The sequence below is a fragment of the Aquidulcibacter sp. genome, assembly GCF_044346625.1.
In the GTDB taxonomy this organism is placed as follows: domain Bacteria; phylum Pseudomonadota; class Alphaproteobacteria; order Caulobacterales; family Aquidulcibacteraceae; genus Aquidulcibacter.
The window spans coordinates 14,826-31,585 of record NZ_JBIIYV010000038.1 but is presented as its reverse complement, the minus strand read 5'-3'; the positions used below and the strand labels follow the sequence as shown (position 1 = coordinate 31,585).

The following is a 16,760-nucleotide window of genomic DNA, read 5'->3' as shown; positions in this document are numbered from 1 at the left end:
CTTGGGCATTCCAGCCAATCTCTCAGTCCTTGGCCTGTCCAATGATCATGCTGACGGCATTGTCGCCAATGCCTTGGTCGACATCGCCCACCTCTCAAATCCCAGAAAGGCCAACGAAGCGGACTATCATGCTTTGTTTGCCGCGGCCCTGACCGGCTAACGAAAGAAGTCCAAACTATGGAAGCCATTTGGCTCTCAACGCTGATCGTCGCCATCGCTGAGATCGGCGACAAAACCCAATTGCTCGCCATCGTGTTGGCCTGCAAGTTCAACAAGCCTATCCCGATCATTGCCGGGATTTTTGTAGCAACCATTATCAATCACGCGCTTGCAGCCAGCTTGGGTTTTGGCGTGGCGCAATTGATTTCGGGCAAGTGGTTTCAAGTCGGCGTTGGTGTGGCCTTTATTGCGATGGCCGCGTGGGCCCTGATCCCCGACAAAGAGGACGAGGATGCCGGGGCCAAATCGCATGGCAGCGTTTTCATGACCACCGTCATCGCCTTCTTCCTTGTGGAGATGGGCGACAAAACCCAAATCGCAACCTCGCTTTTGGCGGCACGGTTTGAGAATATTACACTTGTGACCATTGGCACGACCTTTGGGATGATGCTGGCCAATGTGCCCGCCGTCTATCTAGGCCAAGCCGCAACGAAGGTCGTGCCGCTGAATGTGGTGCGGATGATCGCGGCAGGTATCTTTGCCGCCATTGGTGTTTGGGTCGTGGTCGCGGCCCTGACGGCTACACAGCCCACCTAACAAAAAAGGCGACCCACGCGGGTCGCCTTTTTCAAACTCTGCGATGTTGAAACGCTTATGCGTTGCCAGCAACGACTTCTGGAGGCGCATTGCGCAGGGTGCGTTGGATCAGCTTCTGCCAATGCAGCAGGGACACCAGATGGGCATAAATCGCGCCCAAGCAACCCTTTTGCTTCAGTTCCAGCAATTTTGCGGCTGGCAAAGCATTCAGCTTTTCTTCTGAGACGCCGATATAGTCAGCCACTTTGACTGGTTCGCCTTGGCTGCCGTCCGGGTTAGTTGGCGTGAAGGTGACGCTTTTTTCTTCTAGGATGTCCATTGAGGTGATGACTTCCATGAACTCTTCGGTCGCGCGACGCTGACGTTCAAAGTCTTGCAGGAATTCCATGGCATTGGTCGTGTAAGGGGTTGGCTGGCCGTTTTCGAACAACGGCAAATCTGGGTTCTCACCAATCATCTCTGCTTGGGTGTCGATGCAAACCACGAAATTGTCGCCTTGCTGGTCTGCAGCAAATACGAAAGGATAGCGGCGGATAAAGGCTGGGATATAGCCGTCCAGTTCCCAATTGCCTGTGCCGTCGACATAGAGGTTTTCACCCGAACGCGCTGACAACACTGCCAAAGGCGTTTTTCGGTCTGGAGCGAAAATGATTGGCAGCGAGGTAGCCGCCATGCCGAATTCTTGCACTGTCAAAGGAACCACATGGGTTGTTTCGACAAAGCCAAACGGGCGTTCGATATTCTTTAAGCCCAGTTTGCTGTGGGCTTCCAAAGACAAAGGCTCTGGATTTTTGTACAAAAGGACGTTGCCGGTAAGGGCAGGCGCGCCGGTTTGGGCGTCAGACATGGTGAGAAACTCCGTTAGGTCGCGGGCTTCTAGCGGTTTCTAAGCAAAAGGCCAACCTTGCTCTGCAATTGGCGCCTGAAGCGTAGGCGTGACTTGGGCGGCAAGTGGTTTAGGGTGTGAAACTCAACCCGCCTAAGGCTAGCTAGGAGTCCAACATGTCCCGAACACATAAGATCGCCACAGGGCTTGTAGGTCTCGCGCTGACAGCGGGTATTGCGACTTGGCTTAGCCCCGCGCAGGCGCAAGAAAACATCCCGACCCCAAAGGCAATGGCCGCCTTTCGGGTCTGTTTGGCGGCCGCCAAGGCTGGCGTTGATTGTGGCCAACCTGTTTATGATGCCTGCCAAGCCGCTCATGACCAGCCCGATACCACCTTGTCGATCACCGAATGCACGATGACGACACATAAGGCTTGGGATGTGATTTTAAACGAGCGTTATCGCGCCTTGATCGCAAGCTCTCCGCCCAATCTGAAGCTGAAACTTCAAAAAGCGCAGCGGGCTTGGATTGTCAGCCGCGATGCAGACTGCGCAGCTGTCTATGAGGCCTATATTGACGGTACTATCCGCGGCCCGCTCTATGCCGGTTGCATGGTCGAGAAGACCTCAGAACGGGTGAGCTGGCTCAAAGAAATGGGTGAGGACTAACCTATCGCCGTGAGGCGTCAGACGCTTTGCGGATCGCCTCAAACTCATCGCCCTTGGTCCATTGTGGCCACGTCGCGGCATTGGCGACTTCCAGCATCAGGCTGCGGGTCGCCGTCAAATCCATCAAAGCCCCTGCGAAATCAAAGGCCGGATCATATTCATCCTGTGGCTTATGATAGCGCTGATCGAACCATTCCTTCGTAGCAGCCTGACCCGCTTCAACCCCACCTTTGACCAAAGTAGTACCGGTCGAGGGGAACATGGCAGGCACCCCGGCTCGGGCAAACGGGAAATGGTCGGACCGATAGAACAAGCCAAACTGCGGGTTGCGGTCGGGCGTATAGGTGCGGCCTTGCGCGGTCAGAATGGCCTTCATGCTGGCATCGAGACTGGATTTACCAGCACCTGGAAACTCCATCTCCGTCGTGGCACCGCGATGGGGCAACATGTCGAGGGTGAAGGCGGCTGCCGTCTTCTCCAGCGGGAAGCGCGGATTATTGACGTAATAGTCAGAGCCCAACAGCCCCTGCTCTTCAGCTGCCCACGAAGCAAAGACGATGGAACGCGCCGGACGCGGCCCTTGCGCAAGGGTGCGCGCGATTTCCAACATCCCAGCCATGCCTGAGGCATTGTCCATCGCGCCATTATAGATTTTATCGCCATTGATTGGCTCACGAATGCCCAAGTGATCGTGATGAGCCCCGATCAGAACAGTCTCATCAGGGCGGCTCGCCCCTTTAAGGACACCGACTACATTGCGCGTCGCCACCGATTCCCGGGTTACGCCGATATCGATGGTCGCGGTTTGGTTGAGCGGCACAGGCCTAAAGCCAGGCGTGCGGGCCGCCTTCTTCAAAGCCTCGAAATCAAGGCCCGACTTGCGGAACAATTCTACGGCCACATCGCGCTGCATCCAGCCTTCAATGGCCGCCAGCGATGAACCGCTATCCGGCCGTACGAAGTCAAAACGGGTGCCGTTGGAATTGCGCACCACGCCCCAGCCGTAAGCAGCCGGTGCATCCTCATGAATGATCAAAACGCCAGCTGCACCTGCTTTGGCTGCAGCTTCAAATTTATAAGGCCAGCGGCCGTACCATTGCATCGCTTTGCCGCCGAACATGCCGGCGACCGTTTCGCCCGGGGCTGCGTCAAAATCGGGGTCATTGATCAGAACGAGTGCGATCTTGCCTTCCCAGTTCACGCCAGCAAAATCATCCCAATTCTTCTCCAGCGCCTTCACGCCATAACCGGCAAACACCAAAGGCGCGTCGACCAAATTATATGCACTGCCATCAGCCTTGCGGCTGATCATCATGATATCCTTGCCCTGGTACCAAATCTCATCCTCGACCGCGAAGGTTCCACGTGGCGCGGTTGTAAAGCGGTTGAGCTCAAAGTTTTGGAACCAGGTGCCGTTATCGCCAGCAGGCTCCAGCCCCAGAGCGGCCATGGCCCCAGCCATATAGGTGGTGGCCATGTCATCGCCGCGCGTCCCGGGGCTGCGCCCTTCGAAGTAGTCATCGGCGAGGGTTTTGATGTGCGTTCGCAGACGCGCATCATCGATGGCAGGATAAGACGCTAGCTGGCCCGCCTTGGCGGCTCTTGAACTTGCTTGCCCCGATTGCGCTTGCGCAAATTGGGTTACCAAAGCACCCGCGGCGATTAAAGCCACCAAAGCGGTGCCAGCTAGTAAGCGTTTCATCTTTGACCCTTAAACTGCGGTTGCGCCGCCATCGATCACGAAGGTTTGTCCAGTGGTGAAGCCACCTGCACGCGAGGCCAAGAACACGGCCATGCCTGCAATCTCGTCAGGCTCACCGATGCGCTTCAAGCAGGAATGGGTAGTGGCTTGCTTTAAAGTGGCAGGGTCTTCCCACAAGGCGCGGGCAAAGTCTGTCTTGATCAGGCCCGGCGCGATACAATTCACCGTCACGCCATCTGGCCCAAATTCCAGCGCGAGGTTACGCGCCAATTGCATGTCTGCAGCCTTGGAGATGTTATAGGCCCCAATGATATTAGTCGCTTTCAAGCCACCAATCGAGGAAATGATGGTGATGTTGCCAGCCTTGCGCGCCACCATTTGCGGCGCGACCATGGAGATCAGCCAGTGGTTGGAAATGATGTTGTTCTGCAAGATTTTCGCAAACACATCATCCGCAATCCCAGCCATCGGACCATAATAAGGATTGGAAGCCGCATTACAGACCACGATATCAATCTGGCCAAAACGCTCGTTGGTTTGGTCGACCAAGCGCTGGAGGTCTTCTTTCGAGGAAATATTGGCAGGCACCGCCAGCGCGCGTCCATCGCCATGCTTGGCATTGATGGCATTAGCGACATCTTCACAGGGGCCAGCTTTGCGCGACGAGACGACGACATTGGCACCATGATCGGCCATTTGCTCGACAATGGCTTTGCCAATCCCGCGTGACGAGCCAGTGACGATGGCAGTCTTGCCGCTGAGGTCAAAAATTGTGGTCATAAGGCTTCCCCCTGAGAATGTTGTTTAAACCCGGCATCTGATGTGCTGGCAGAGTTTCTGCCACGGGTTTGGCACAGGGGAAAGGGGGCGATGACGCGTTCGCACCATCGCCAACAGCCGTTCGCAGCTTGCGTGCTTTAGCCGTGCGTACCGTCAAGCTTGTCGAGACGGGCCTGCATCGCCGCCATTTGGGCCCGCATGGCGACCAACTCCTCTGACGCTTCTGACTTTTGCGCCGTTTTGCTGGTAGGCCGCAGCGCGGTAGGCACAACGACGCCGGTGAAAGCTTTGGCGGCCTCTGCCATCATCGACATATTGGCGCGGACGGCCTGTTGGAACAACTCAGCAGGGCCTGACAAGTCAAAGCCGCCATTAAGCGATTTTGAAAATTGTTCGCGGCTATCGGTAAAGCTTTTCATCGCGAGGTCGAGGTAAGAGGGCAAAAAGCCTTGCACACTGTCACCATAAGACCGGATAATGTCGCGCAGGAACCCGACGGGCAAAAGATTATTGCCAGAGCTTTCAGCCTCCAGAATGATCTGGGTCAGGATGGACCGGGTGATATCGTCGCCCGACTTGGCATCAAACACAACAAAATCGACCCTGTCTCGCACCATTTGGGCCAAATGATCCAAGGTCACATAGGCCGAAGTCGCGGTGTTATAGAGCCGCCGATTGGCGTACTTCTTGATCGTCACCACGGGATTTGCCTGTTTGCTATCGGCCAAATGAGGCTCCCTTACGCTGTGAAGTGCGCGATTTTACCTAGTTTCGCTGCTGTTCTTCGCAGATGCAAGACAATTGGGCAGGTGCGAAACGCACCTTGCAAACACATGGGCAAGCACATGGGTGCAGAACCCTCCATTGACCCCGACCCAGGTCGCTTCGGACAAGTCCGAAGCCCTGACCATTAGCTGCACAAAGCCAAACGAATCTTGGCAGGGCTTTGTTTGCGATTGACGCCAACCTTTTCTTACGCAAGACAGGGCCAAATATTTCTGGGAAAGGCATACGCACATGAGCACTTCTTCTTCCGACATCGTGATCGTCTCGGCGGCACGCACCCCGATTGGCTCTTTCTCCGGCGCATTCGCGACCGTAGAGGCCCATGAACTGGGGAGGACCGCGATTGTCGAAGCCTTGGCCCGCGCCAGTGTGTCGGGTGATGAAGTCTCTGAGTTGATCTTCGGCCAAGTGTTGACCGCTGGCAAAGGCCAAAACCCAGCCCGTCAAGCCAGCCGCGCTGCTGGCATCTCGGACGCTGCGCCTGCTTGGCTGGTCAATCAAGTGTGTGGCTCGGGCCTGCGCACGGTGGCCCTAGCAGCCCAACAAATCATGACGGGAAGTGCTGATATCGTTGTCGCCGGTGGTCAAGAAAGCATGAGTTTGTCGGCCCATGCGGCCTATATGCGTGCGGGCACGAAAATGGGCGACCTAGGCTTGGTTGACACCATGATCCGCGATGGCCTGACTGATGCCTTCAACGCCTATCATATGGGCATCACGGCAGAAAATGTCGCCGAGAAGTGGCAGATCACGCGTGACGAGCAAGACCAGTTCGCTACAGCAAGCCAGAACAAAGCCGAAGCCGCTCAAGCCGCGGGCCGCTTTGACGCAGAAATCGCCGCCGTCACCGTTAAAGGCCGCAAGGGCGATGTGACGGTTGATAAGGACGAATATATTCGCAAAGGCGCGACAATGGATGCAGCCCAAGCGCTGCGCCCTGCGTTCAAAAAGGATGGAACCGTCACCGCAGGCAATGCCTCTGGCATCAATGATGGCGCGGCAGCGCTGGTTGTCATGAGTGCAGCAGAAGCCGCCAAGCGCGGTCTGACTCCACTGGCCCGCATCGCTTCCTTCGCGACCGCAGGCGTCGATCCTTCCATCATGGGCACAGGACCGATCCCAGCCTCCAAGCGCGCTTTGGAAAAGGCTGGCTGGAAGCCCGCTGACCTCGACCTGATCGAAGCGAACGAAGCCTTTGCCGCCCAAGCCATCGCTGTTAACCGCGACATGGGCTGGGATACCAGCAAGGTGAACGTCAATGGCGGCGCTATCGCCTTGGGCCACCCGATTGGAGCTTCCGGTGCCCGGGTATTGGTGACCCTGTTGCACGAAATGGCTGCCCGCGACGCTAAGCGCGGCCTGGCCACCTTGTGCATCGGCGGCGGCATGGGTGTTGCGCTCTGCGTTGAGCGGTAGGGGTATTAGCGCGCTACCGTCTTGTTCTGCGCAAGACCAAATTTACCGCTTTGGAACGGCTCTAAGGTTCGCACTGCTCACTTTAGAGCCGCTCGGTAATTCTCTCTGCGCAAGATAGGGAGTCAAGGGGTGAAATCGGCTTCGCCGACGCGCGAAGCGCGCCCCTTGACTCCCCATCATGCGCGCACACACTCGAGTGTGGCCTTTGTGAAGGCATAGCCTGCGGCAAAGGCCTTCTAGACAAAAGCATTCACACAGAGGCCTCAATAATTTTTATTGCGAGGCACTTGCAACTAGAGTCATTTTAATCTACATAAGAATGACTCTCAGAAGCAAGAATGGATAAAGACAGATGTATGTTTGCAATTGCAACGGAATTCGCGAAAAAGCGGTCCACGAGGCAATTGCTGCGGGTGCTGGGCGTCCTTGTGATGTGTTCCACGCTAACAAATGCCGCGCTCAATGCGGCCGGTGCGTGCCTGAGATGCAAGAACTGATCGCGCGTCAAACTCAACAATTCAAAGTGGCCGCTGAATAAAGTCTGCCTTGTCGAATCCGACAGGAAGCCTATACTCGCGCTCAACTTAGGAGCCTCCCATGCAAGCCGCAGAGGGCGTCATCGCACGCCTAAATACAATTCTCACCAATGAATTGACCGCCATCAACCAATACTTCTTGCATGCCCGCATGTATAAGAATTGGGGTCTGACCAAGCTAGGCGACATCACCTACAAAGAGTCGATCGGCGAGATGAAGCATGCCGATTATCTGATCGAGCGTATCCTGATGCTCGACGGCCTGCCCAATATGCAGGATATGCACAAGCTGAAGCTGGGCGAAAACGTGCCAGAAAGTTTGGCCGCTGATCTGGCCGTCGAATATCGCGGTCAAGGCCAAATGAAGGATGCGATTGAGCATTTTGAGAAGGTCCGCGATTATGTATCGCGCGATATCGTCGCCAAAATCCTCGAAGATACTGAGGAGCATATCGACTTTCTGGAGACCCAGTTACAATTGATCGAGCAATTGGGCATCCAAAACTATCTCCAAACGGCCATGGGGCCAATCGAAAGCTAATCCAGCTTGGACGCGGCCACCTCTTCAATTCGCCAAGTTGGCCGCGTCCTCATTCGTAACCGTGCGGGTGACGTATTTCTACTGCGCGGAAGGGACCCGGGCGAACCAGATCGGCCTGCCTTCTGGTTTACGCCGGGCGGGAAGATTGATGCTGGCGAAACTGCGCAGGAGGCTGCGGCCCGCGAACTTCAAGAAGAAGTTGGTATCACAGTTGAGCCCGCCGCCCTAGGTGAGGTGATCGGCACCGAGGATGTGACCTACCGCTTTAACGGGGTGAGCTACCGGCAAAGCGGCGTCTTCTTTGCTCTGCGCCATGAAAATCCGTGCCTGCATGCAGAAGGCCTCACCGCCATTGAGGCCGAGACCATCGATATGGGCCGATGGTGGTCTCTGGCCCAGATTCTGGCCGCAGAGGAAACGATCTATCCCGAAAATCTAAGCGAGATGCTGGCGAAACTTGCGCCCTAGACCACCCGGTTTTCAAGGGGTTGGCCCTGATACACGCGGATCAGATTGCCGATTGCCGCGCGCACCGCTTCTTGCACACTCTCGCGGGTCCGACCTGCGACATGGGGGGTGAGGACGACATTGGGGAGATCGGCCCAAAGCGTGGGGTCGGTCGGCTCATTCTCGAACACGTCGAGGCCAGCGCCCAATATCTTCTTCTCGCGCAAGGCCGTCAAAAGCGCCGCCTCGTCGACTACGCCGCCGCGTGCGACGTTGATCAGCACGCCTTCCGTGCCCAAGGCGTCGAGCACGTCGGCCGAGACAACTTTGCGGGTAGCATCCGTCAGTGGGCAAGCCAGCATCAAAATGTCGGACTTTTTGGCCAGTTCCAAAACTGTATCAACCCGAGACCAGACGAGTTCTGGCTTCGGATTTGGGCCGGCCCAGATGACTTTTAGGCCAAAGGCTTCTGCGCGAACGGCAATGGCCTGCCCAATCGCCCCCATGCCGAGAATACCCAAAGTGCGCCCGCGCAAGCGATAGCGCGGCGCATGTGTCAATGCGTCGGCCCACTCCCCACGCCGGACGAGGCCGTCCAGCTCAATGATGTTGCGCTCACCGGCGATCAACAGGCCCATAGCGAGGTCAGCCACGTCGTCAGTATTGATACCCGGCGAATTGCACACCGAGATACCAGCAGCTTTGGCGGCAACCAGATCAACTCCGTCCACGCCGACGCCTGCGGCGATCACCGCTTCCAGCTTAGGGAACAAGGTGAACAACGCCGCCTCAGTCTTTTTACCGCCGATACAGGCGATGGCACGGACCTCGGCACCCGGCCCGGCAGCAAAGGCCGCAATATCCTCAATCTCCCACAGACGTGCGCAAGGGGCGATGTTTTCTAGAAGCGGCTGGGCGAGGACGAGTTCGGGGTGAATAATCAGGATCATGGGAAGCCTTGTGAAAGGCTTGGCGGTCAGATGCAAGGGGGGTTAGTTAATGGGGCGCGCAGCACTAGCTGCGCATATCACCGCGCTGCCATGCGCACCTAGTGGTGCGCGGTCCTTTTTCACGCCGATGCGAAGAATCCGAAGGTTTGAAAAATGTCTCTACTTAGACGCGCTTTGGTGATCCCTCTGGTCCACCAAACCGCTGTGTCAATTCTGTTTGCGACATATGGGTCGTCAAGTGTCCGTTTTCTGCGAAAACGGATCGCCCGGCGACGCAGCAAAGCTGCGCACTTGACTACCCAGATGTCGCGCTAATCCTAGACGATCTATTTTGGTGCAACAAAGTTGGCACCAAAATAGGTCCAGATGCAAAGCACGCTCTGTTTGAGCGCCGGGAAAAGCCCCCTACCCTCGCCCCAGTGCCAGATCACTCACATAGGGGTTGGTTTTGCGTTCCCAGCCGAAATTGCCAATCTCGCCATGGCCCGGCACAAAGTGGATGTCATCGCCATAAGGCCAGAGCTTGCCGGTGATGGATGCGACCAAATCGTCGAAACTGCCTTTGGGAAAATCCGTGCGGCCGATAGAGCCTTTGAATAACAAGTCACCGACAAAGGCCAGCTTGGCGTCCTTATTGATAATCGCAACGTGGCCCGGCGTGTGGCCGGGGCAATGGACAACGTCAAACTGATGGCCCGCAAGCTCTAACTTATCGCCATCTTTGAGATAGCGGGTCGGCACACAATTCTCATAGCCCGTCGTCTGCCCATACTTGGCCCATTGCGCGACAATATCATCGAGCAGCCATTGGTCATCCTCATGCGGGCCAATGATGTCGACCCCCAAGGTGCGCGACAATTCCTGCGCACCGCCAGCATGGTCCAAATGGCCATGGGTCAACCAGATCGCCACCACCTTCACACCCAAATGCTTCACCGCCCCTAAAAGGCGCGGCACCTCCCCGCCTGGATCCACAAAAACCGCCTCCTTCGTGGCCTGCGACCACAGAAGCGTCGTGTTCTGCTGAAACGGCGTGACGGGGATGATGGAGGCTTGCAGGTCAGATGGATTGGGCATGGTGGGTTTATGAAAGAAGCGGCGGCGAGTGGCAAGCATGAACGGCGGATGCGAAAGTTGCGCATGCTTCGCATCGGGAGTTGAGAAGTGGACTTTAATATCCTAACGTCACCAATCAGACCTAACACCTCGATATTGGAACAAGATGGAACCCGTTCATGAAACAGATCCCATTTGCCAAATTCAGTCTTGCCGTCCTTTTCTTATGCCTCTTTATAAGCAACGGCCACGCGCAGGCTATCAATTCGGCTGACGTCGATGCCTTTCAGGTGGCAGATCAAGCGGGAACACGTGACGCCTATCAGGGCTATCTTGACGCATTCCCAACTGGCGTGTTCAGCGTCGTCGCGCGCGAGCGCGCCCGCCCTGCCCTTTTGACAGATCTTCTGCCTCGTATGACACCCGATAAGCCTAAGAGAGGCAAATCCGCACGAAGCGAGTTAGATCAGGTCTGGCAAGAAGCTTGGGACCGCGTGAAGGCCAGTGACACAGAAGCGGGCTATCTCGAGTATCTTAGCATTCGGGGACCCGCCTATATGGTGCGACCGGCGCTAAGAGATGCAATGTCGCGTTACTATGAACTTGCGGAGGGAAATGCTGCTTCGGTTCCGACGGGTTTGGCGTGCAATGTCCCGAACAGAGATGTCAAACGTTTGACCAATTTTTCAATCGAAAGGGCCTATCCCGATAAGGCAATTGCTGCTGGATTGCAGGGCACTATAGATGGGTTTCACATTGTCGCGTCGACCGGCAAAGTCTTGGGATTTTTGATCACCCATGTGACGGAACCCGCATTTTATGTCCCGGTTACCAATGAGGCGATGAACATGTCTTTCAGTCCGGCCCGCAGAAATTGCCTCAATGTCGCGTCCCTACCCAAGCTTACGGTCAGTTTCACTACCAGTTTCAGCTCGAGTCGTTAAGGCCCGCTTTGCCCCCAACCCCTACAACTTCGCCTGCAGGCCGTTGGCCCAGGCGGTGATGTCGCCCGCACCGAGGCAGACGAAGATGTCGCCTGAGGTGCACTCGGCTTTTAGAAGCGCGGGTAGATCGTCGGGGGACGCGAGTTTCAGGGCGCGCTTGTGGCCATGGTCGCGCGCCGCGCGTACCAAGGCATCGGCATCCACGCCCTCAATCGGGGCCTCGCCTGCGGTATAGACGTCGGCGATGGCGACCACGTCGGCATCGTTGAAACAGCGGGCGAAGTCTTCAAACAGGGCTTGCAGACGGCTAAAGCGGTGGGGTTGGACGACGGCGACGACTTTGCCAGCCGTGACTTGGCGCGCGGCTTTGAGGACGGCGGCGATCTCGACCGGGTGGTGGCCATAATCATCAATGATGCGCACACCTTGCCACTCACCCACTTTGGTGAAGCGGCGCTTGACGCCTTCAAATTCTCGCAGGCCCTTGGCGATCTGGGCATCGGTGGCACCCAGTTCGCGGGCCACGCTGATGGCGGCCAAGGCGTTGGTGACATTGTGCAGGCCGGGCATGGGCAGATGTAGGTCATTGATCTGGTGGGCTGGGCTGCCGCGCTTGGCCGCAAAGGCGACGCTAAAGCGCGAACCATCCGGGTCTGCTTCCAAGTTCAAAGCGCGCACATCGGCCTGCGGGTTAAAGCCATAAGTTACCACGCGACGGTCGGTCGCCCGCGCGACCAAGCCCTGCACGCCCGGATGGTCGATACACATGACGGCAAAACCATAGAAGGGCACAGAAGCCACAAAGGTCTCAAACGCGGCCTCCATCGCCTCAGCCGTGCCATAAAAGTCCAGATGCTCTGGGTCCATATTGGTGACGATGGCGATGGTGGGGCGCAATTTGGTGAAGGTGCCGTCGCTCTCATCGGCTTCGACCACCATCCAATCACCCGAGCCAACCCGCGCATTGGTCCCATAAGCGTTGATGATGCCGCCATTGATCACGGTGGGGTCTTTGTCTGCTGCATCGAGAAGTGTCGCCACCATGCTGGTGGTGGTTGTCTTGCCGTGCGTGCCGCCAACCGCAATCGTCCAGCCCAAGCGCATCAGCTCTGCCAGCATCTCAGCCCGGCGGACCACAGGAATGCCTTGATCGCGCGCGGCCACGACTTCGAGATTGTCGGGCTTCACAGCCGAGGAAATCAACACAATCCCGGCCTCGGCCACATGTGCCCCATCATGGCCGACAAACACCTTGATCCCGGCCCTGCGCAAACGGTCGAGATTGGCGCTGTCCTTAGCGTCAGAGCCCTGAACCTTATGGCCCCAATGGGCGAGGACTTCGGCAATCCCACTCATCCCAATCCCGCCAATGCCGACAATGTGGATGGCACCGATATCGAGGGGGATGGAGTTGGTTCGCATGGCTTAGGACTTTCTGATTCACAAGTTTCTCTGTGAACACCGAAAGCACGAAAGTGGCAACTCTGAGCGCTGTTTGAAACCCTGCGCAGCCCTCCAATTCTCTGCCTTGACTCTTAAATCTACATATGTTGTATTTAATATATGAAACGCAATCGTCCGCTCTCTAATGAAGCCCGCACCCTTATGCAGGCGTTGGCCGACGCACCAAGCCGTTGGCGCCATGGCTATGATCTGATCAAGGAAACCGGATTGAAATCCGGCACACTCTATCCCATCCTGATGCGCCTATCTGATCGCGGCCTGCTTGAAGCTCAGTGGCTAGAGCCAGAGCAATTGGGAAAACCTGCCCGCCACGCCTATCGCCTGACAGCAAAAGGGTTGGAATTCTACCGCGAATTGCCCACTCTAAATACTGAAACCGATCCCATACCTTATGGCGCACAGGTGCAAGCATGATCGGAGATATGCGGCATACAACTGCAACAATGTTACTGCGCCATTGTCAGGCTTTAGCGCCAAAGGGAAAGGCACAATGGGCTGAAGCCATGGCGCGCGAGCGCGACGAGATCACCGACCCCGGCGAGGCGCTTGCATTCGCAGTGGGGTGCCTTGTAACGATTTCTCTTGAGCGGGCGAGGACTATTGATTTCCTGCTAGGCGAAGTGCGCTGGGTTGTTTCCGGGGCCACAGGCCTGCTTGCCATGTTTGCCTTGGTTGCAGTCCTCCGCATGTTACCTGCTTATCCTCAGGCAGCAATGGTTTTGGGAACAATCGGACTTGTGTTTGGATGGTGTTCACGACTGCTTGCAAACTGCAAAGAATGGCGCGTGGTTACAATTGCTATTGTCATGTTCGCTCTAAGCGGACTGAGCATTGTCGCTATGAATACATCATTTCCCGAACCGCCGCATGAAGCCCTTTATCGAGCACTGGCATTTGAGGGGCTTGTGCTCTGGTCAGCAGTGCTTGGTGCCAGCCTCGCAATCGCGACTGGGCGGCTCTACAAGCGGCAGGCGAACAAGTCGCTTGGCGGTGAGTCATGAAGACCATGACGCTGCTCATGTGGGCAGCCAGTATCTTGGCTTTAGTGCTTGCTCTGGCCCATTTGGCAATTGCAGGATTTTTGGCCCAGCGCGTCTGGGAGTTGCAAACGCTCTGGTTCTTAGGTTCCGGGGTTGCGCTCCTGCTGGGAGCACTCCTCAACATTATCACCCTACGAATGGCGCAGCGCGACCTTGTTGTTAGGAATTGCCTAATCTTGGGCAATACTCTAGTCGCCGGATTTTTCATGCTCGCAGTGCCCTTGTTGAAAGCACCCCAGGCGCTGGTCGGGCTGGTGCTTTATGTCGGGCTGACCGTTGGCGCGGTGCTGTACAAACCGTCGGAATATGCAATGCCGGATCCATCCGCATGAAGGGGCTTGCTCGTTATCTTCTGCGCCTTGCCCACACCATCATGCCGCCCGAGCGGAGAAACTGGGCGGACGCAATGGCCCATGAATTTGAAGCGCTAGAGGCCGATCATCTGGGCTTTGCCCTAGGGTGCTTTTGGAGCGCGATCTTGTCCAATGCCCTGAATGCAACCCGGATGACCCAGCTTGTGCTCGGCGGTAGTGCTGCACTCTTCTTCGGGCTGACGATCTATTGCGCTTGGTTCAGCTATAGCTGGCTTCCCAGATATTCAGACGCGCCCTTGTCGCATCAAGCAGCGTTTGTTTTCAGCAATTTGGTCGTCGGGGCATTTTCATTTGTCGCTTCCATGGGTGCGACTATCGCACTCTTGCGTGCGCGGGATCGTGTCGCGATGAGTGTTGTTGGCATCCGTATGATTTCGGCGATGGCTTTTGTTTTGGCAGCGATATTCGCAGGCTTTGCCGCGCTACACCACTGGCAGGGCTCGAACCAAATCGAGCTTGACACATGGGCAGTACTGGGCATCGTGCTTTATGCGGGGGTCGGCTGGCTTGGCTTTGCCAAGCCCGACAAATTACCGATGGTCGGATTGGCCGGTTTGATAGTCGTTGCGTTATGGCCATTGGTCTTGCAAACTTTGGCGATCCAATCAGCAGTCAACAATTGGGCTTTCATGCCTTGGATGGCCACACCCCTAATCTTGCTAAATCTCGCTTCACTAGCGCTCCAACGCCTTGGCGCAGCACAGCAAACCAACTAGTCGGCAACAGCTAATCGCGCCGGCTAAGCAAGTGGTCGCGCGCATAGTTGGCGAGGTCTTGGGCATCGCGCTGCATGCGTTGATTGAGCGCGTAGAAGATGAAGGGCGGCACAGCAAAACTTCCCAGCATGATAATCGCTAATATCAGAAAAAACGGATCGCTATAGTCTGCTTGGATCAAAGACATGACCCAAAAGAAAAAGGGGATGCCTAACGCTGTGCTGATATAGAGGACTGGCATTAAAATGCTGGGGAAAACGCTTGTTTTGCCGACTGCACGGGTCAAGTTCTCATAGGCTGTGGCATGCAACATGCCGTCTTGTTTGATTGTCCCCGCGACAAGGATTTCATCGCCGACGGCTGCCTCCACGGGGAAACGCCCATCAAAAGATACGACCTGCTGATTGACCGAGAAGATCATCGGCATGGCAGCAGCAATTGGAACGTGGCCCGGAGATGCGATCCGCGTGGCACTAAGGGAGGCTGGGCCCTCAACCATATTGATGGGTTCAACCTGTCCTTTGACTACCGCCATCGTCTGCCCCCATTTGCCTTAGGCGAAAACCAGCCCAAGTCCTTCAACGTTAAACCCCTTGTTGAATCGCCGCAAATACCAGATCAGCCAAGGCGTCTGCCGCGTCTGGCTTGCCGACGCTTCTGGCGGCTTTAGCGCGCTTTTGTAGCTCGTCAGGCGCTGTCAGAAGGTTTTCCAACAGCTGGGCCAAAGCATCGACGGTAAATTCCGTCTCCTTGATCACATCGGCTGCGCCGACACTGGCCAAGGCTTCGGCATTGAAAGTCTGATGGTCATTGGTCGCACCAGGGAGCGGCACCAGAATGGCAGGGCGACCGACCACGGCGGTTTCAGATACAGTAGAAGCCCCAGCGCGCCCGATAACCAAATGGCTTTTGGCCAAACGGTCCGCCATATCCTTGAAGAAGGGCCAAACCTCGCACTGAACGCCGGCTTCGGTGTAGGTATCGCGGGCGAAGTCGCATTGCTCTTCGCGGACTTGGTGCGACACGAACAGGCGCGCACGCAAATGCTCTGGCAATGCGGCGATGGCTTGGGGCACAATGCTGCCTAGTACGCGCGCGCCTTGGCTGCCGCCGGTTACCAGGATGCGCAAATTGCCGCTGGAGAGATCGGGATAGCCATCCAAGCGGGCATCGACGATGGGCTGGCGCACGGGGTTGCCGACGACGACGTGTTTGTCTGGATGTTCCAGCCCGTCGAGCTGGGCAAAGCCTGAAGCAATGGAAACAGCCTTGCCTTGAAACAGGCGATTGACGCGGCCCAGTACCGCATTTTGCTCATGCACGATGACAGGCACTTTGCCGCTGGAAAACAATACCGGAAACGTCGGATAGCCGCCAAAGCCAATAATCGCTGCGGGCTCATGGCTTTTGATAAAGGGGCCGACGAGATTGAGGCTTTTCATCACGGCAAAGCCCGCATCAATCTTGCCCTTAATCCCGCCTTCATCCGCATTGGTGACCGGCAGGATCAAAACTTCTTCGGCGGGAAAGCCTTCTGTATAACGCTTGCCACGTGGGTCGGTTACCAAAGCGACACGACCGCCACGCGCGACAATGGCGTCAGCAAAAGCGCGGGCTGGAAACATATGACCGCCAGTGCCACCAGCAGCAATAATAACAAGGGGACCCATTTCTAAACTTCATCCTTGGAGAGGCAATGGCCCGTTCTTTAGGGCGCTTTGAGGCCAGATTGAAGCGACTTGGGCGGTAAGTGACTGC

The 16,760-nt window shown here is 56.4% G+C and carries 20 protein-coding genes; 11 read left to right on the top strand and 9 right to left on the bottom strand.

Translation table 11 applies throughout. The annotated features are described in order from the left end of the window. The first annotated feature begins 177 nt into the window (after positions 1 to 177). Entirely contained in the window at positions 178 to 756 is a 579-nt protein-coding gene (locus tag ACIQ20_RS10630; RefSeq protein WP_395780117.1) for a TMEM165/GDT1 family protein, read from the top strand. A 55-nt stretch (positions 757 to 811) separates the two neighbouring features. Here ACIQ20_RS10630 and ACIQ20_RS10625 read toward each other — a convergent pair whose 3' ends face one another. After that, entirely contained in the window at positions 812 to 1,603 is a 792-nt protein-coding gene (locus ACIQ20_RS10625; protein ID WP_395780115.1) for a SapC family protein, read from the bottom strand. Between the two features lie 155 nt (positions 1,604 to 1,758). On the opposite strand from ACIQ20_RS10625, the gene ACIQ20_RS10620 reads away from it, so the two are divergent. Beyond that, positions 1,759 to 2,250 carry a lysozyme inhibitor LprI family protein gene (locus ACIQ20_RS10620; protein WP_395780113.1) on the top strand — a complete coding sequence of 164 codons (492 nt, stop codon included), beginning with the start codon at positions 1,759 to 1,761 and terminating at the stop codon, positions 2,248 to 2,250. 1 nt (position 2,251) lies between these two features. On the opposite strand, the gene ACIQ20_RS10615 is transcribed toward ACIQ20_RS10620, so the two are convergent. The 3 genes from ACIQ20_RS10615 to phaR all read right to left on the bottom strand — a co-directional run bounded on the left by ACIQ20_RS10615 (position 2,252) and on the right by phaR (position 5,460). Next, positions 2,252 to 3,952, bottom strand: coding sequence for a M28 family peptidase (locus ACIQ20_RS10615; protein ID WP_395780111.1), 1,701 nt, complete (start codon positions 3,950 to 3,952; stop codon positions 2,252 to 2,254). A gap of 9 nt (positions 3,953 to 3,961) precedes the next feature. After that, complete coding sequence (locus tag ACIQ20_RS10610; RefSeq protein ID WP_313586642.1) at positions 3,962 to 4,732, bottom strand: SDR family oxidoreductase; 771 nt, start codon at positions 4,730 to 4,732, stop codon at positions 3,962 to 3,964. A gap of 137 nt (positions 4,733 to 4,869) precedes the next feature. Then, positions 4,870 to 5,460: a polyhydroxyalkanoate synthesis repressor PhaR gene (phaR, locus tag ACIQ20_RS10605; protein ID WP_395780109.1), complete on the bottom strand. Its 591-nt coding sequence runs from the start codon at positions 5,458 to 5,460 to the stop codon at positions 4,870 to 4,872. 289 nt (positions 5,461 to 5,749) lie between these two features. Here phaR and ACIQ20_RS10600 point away from each other — a divergent pair, with 289 nt between their 5' ends. From ACIQ20_RS10600 to ACIQ20_RS10585, 4 genes are all read left to right on the top strand, one after another. Beyond that, on the top strand, positions 5,750 to 6,934 hold the full coding sequence (locus ACIQ20_RS10600; RefSeq protein WP_395780107.1) for an acetyl-CoA C-acetyltransferase: 1,185 nt from the start codon (positions 5,750 to 5,752) through the stop codon (positions 6,932 to 6,934). Positions 6,935 to 7,286: 352 nt separating this feature from the next. Then, entirely contained in the window at positions 7,287 to 7,472 is a 186-nt protein-coding gene (locus tag ACIQ20_RS10595; RefSeq protein ID WP_298229081.1) for a bacterioferritin-associated ferredoxin, read from the top strand. A 59-nt stretch (positions 7,473 to 7,531) separates the two neighbouring features. Continuing rightward, positions 7,532 to 8,011 (top strand): bacterioferritin, encoded by a 480-nt coding sequence (gene bfr, locus ACIQ20_RS10590; RefSeq protein ID WP_346381324.1) that lies wholly within the window; start codon positions 7,532 to 7,534, stop codon positions 8,009 to 8,011. Positions 8,012 to 8,017: 6 nt separating this feature from the next. Beyond that, entirely contained in the window at positions 8,018 to 8,479 is a 462-nt protein-coding gene (locus tag ACIQ20_RS10585; protein WP_395780105.1) for an NUDIX hydrolase, read from the top strand. Here the strand turns inward: ACIQ20_RS10585 and ACIQ20_RS10580 are convergent. Together ACIQ20_RS10580 and ACIQ20_RS10575 are read right to left on the bottom strand one after the other, a co-directional pair. Further along, on the bottom strand, positions 8,476 to 9,408 hold the full coding sequence (locus ACIQ20_RS10580) for a 2-hydroxyacid dehydrogenase (protein ID WP_395780104.1): 933 nt from the start codon (positions 9,406 to 9,408) through the stop codon (positions 8,476 to 8,478). The two genes, ACIQ20_RS10585 and ACIQ20_RS10580, sit on opposite strands and share 4 nt — an antisense overlap. A 405-nt stretch (positions 9,409 to 9,813) precedes the next feature. Then, entirely contained in the window at positions 9,814 to 10,524 is a 711-nt protein-coding gene (locus tag ACIQ20_RS10575; RefSeq protein ID WP_395780102.1) for an MBL fold metallo-hydrolase, read from the bottom strand. 119 nt (positions 10,525 to 10,643) lie between these two features. On the opposite strand from ACIQ20_RS10575, the gene ACIQ20_RS10570 reads away from it, so the two are divergent. Further along, positions 10,644 to 11,408, top strand: a complete 765-nt coding sequence (locus ACIQ20_RS10570; RefSeq protein ID WP_395780100.1) for a hypothetical protein — start codon at positions 10,644 to 10,646, stop codon at positions 11,406 to 11,408. A 21-nt stretch (positions 11,409 to 11,429) separates the two neighbouring features. Here the strand turns inward: ACIQ20_RS10570 and murC are convergent, their stop codons facing one another. Continuing rightward, positions 11,430 to 12,830 carry a UDP-N-acetylmuramate--L-alanine ligase gene (murC, locus tag ACIQ20_RS10565; RefSeq protein ID WP_395780098.1) on the bottom strand — a complete coding sequence of 467 codons (1,401 nt, stop codon included), beginning with the start codon at positions 12,828 to 12,830 and terminating at the stop codon, positions 11,430 to 11,432. A gap of 141 nt (positions 12,831 to 12,971) precedes the next feature. Here murC and ACIQ20_RS10560 point away from each other — a divergent pair, with 141 nt between their 5' ends. The 4 genes from ACIQ20_RS10560 to ACIQ20_RS10545 are packed head-to-tail and all read left to right on the top strand — an operon-like array spanning position 12,972 to position 15,002. Further along, entirely contained in the window at positions 12,972 to 13,286 is a 315-nt protein-coding gene (locus tag ACIQ20_RS10560) for a PadR family transcriptional regulator (protein ID WP_298229065.1), read from the top strand. Continuing rightward, on the top strand, positions 13,283 to 13,873 hold the full coding sequence (locus tag ACIQ20_RS10555) for a hypothetical protein (RefSeq protein WP_395780096.1): 591 nt from the start codon (positions 13,283 to 13,285) through the stop codon (positions 13,871 to 13,873). Before ACIQ20_RS10560 ends, ACIQ20_RS10555 begins: the two co-directional genes overlap by 4 nt. Continuing rightward, positions 13,870 to 14,244: a hypothetical protein gene (locus ACIQ20_RS10550; protein WP_346381332.1), complete on the top strand. Its 375-nt coding sequence runs from the start codon at positions 13,870 to 13,872 to the stop codon at positions 14,242 to 14,244. The genes ACIQ20_RS10555 and ACIQ20_RS10550 overlap by 4 nt, the downstream gene beginning before the upstream one ends. After that, a complete protein-coding gene (locus tag ACIQ20_RS10545) occupies positions 14,241 to 15,002 on the top strand; it encodes a hypothetical protein (RefSeq protein ID WP_395780094.1) in 762 nt (253 codons plus the stop codon). Before ACIQ20_RS10550 ends, ACIQ20_RS10545 begins: the two co-directional genes overlap by 4 nt. A 10-nt stretch (positions 15,003 to 15,012) precedes the next feature. Here the strand turns inward: ACIQ20_RS10545 and ACIQ20_RS10540 are convergent, their stop codons facing one another. Then, the gene (locus ACIQ20_RS10540; RefSeq protein ID WP_395780092.1) at positions 15,013 to 15,537 is read right to left on the bottom strand and encodes a hypothetical protein; all 525 of its coding nucleotides are present in this window, start codon (positions 15,535 to 15,537) and stop codon (positions 15,013 to 15,015) included. Between the two features lie 49 nt (positions 15,538 to 15,586). Further along, positions 15,587 to 16,672, bottom strand: coding sequence for a UDP-N-acetylglucosamine--N-acetylmuramyl-(pentapeptide) pyrophosphoryl-undecaprenol N-acetylglucosamine transferase (locus tag ACIQ20_RS10535; RefSeq protein ID WP_395780090.1), 1,086 nt, complete (start codon positions 16,670 to 16,672; stop codon positions 15,587 to 15,589). Positions 16,673 to 16,760: the final 88 nt, after the last annotated feature.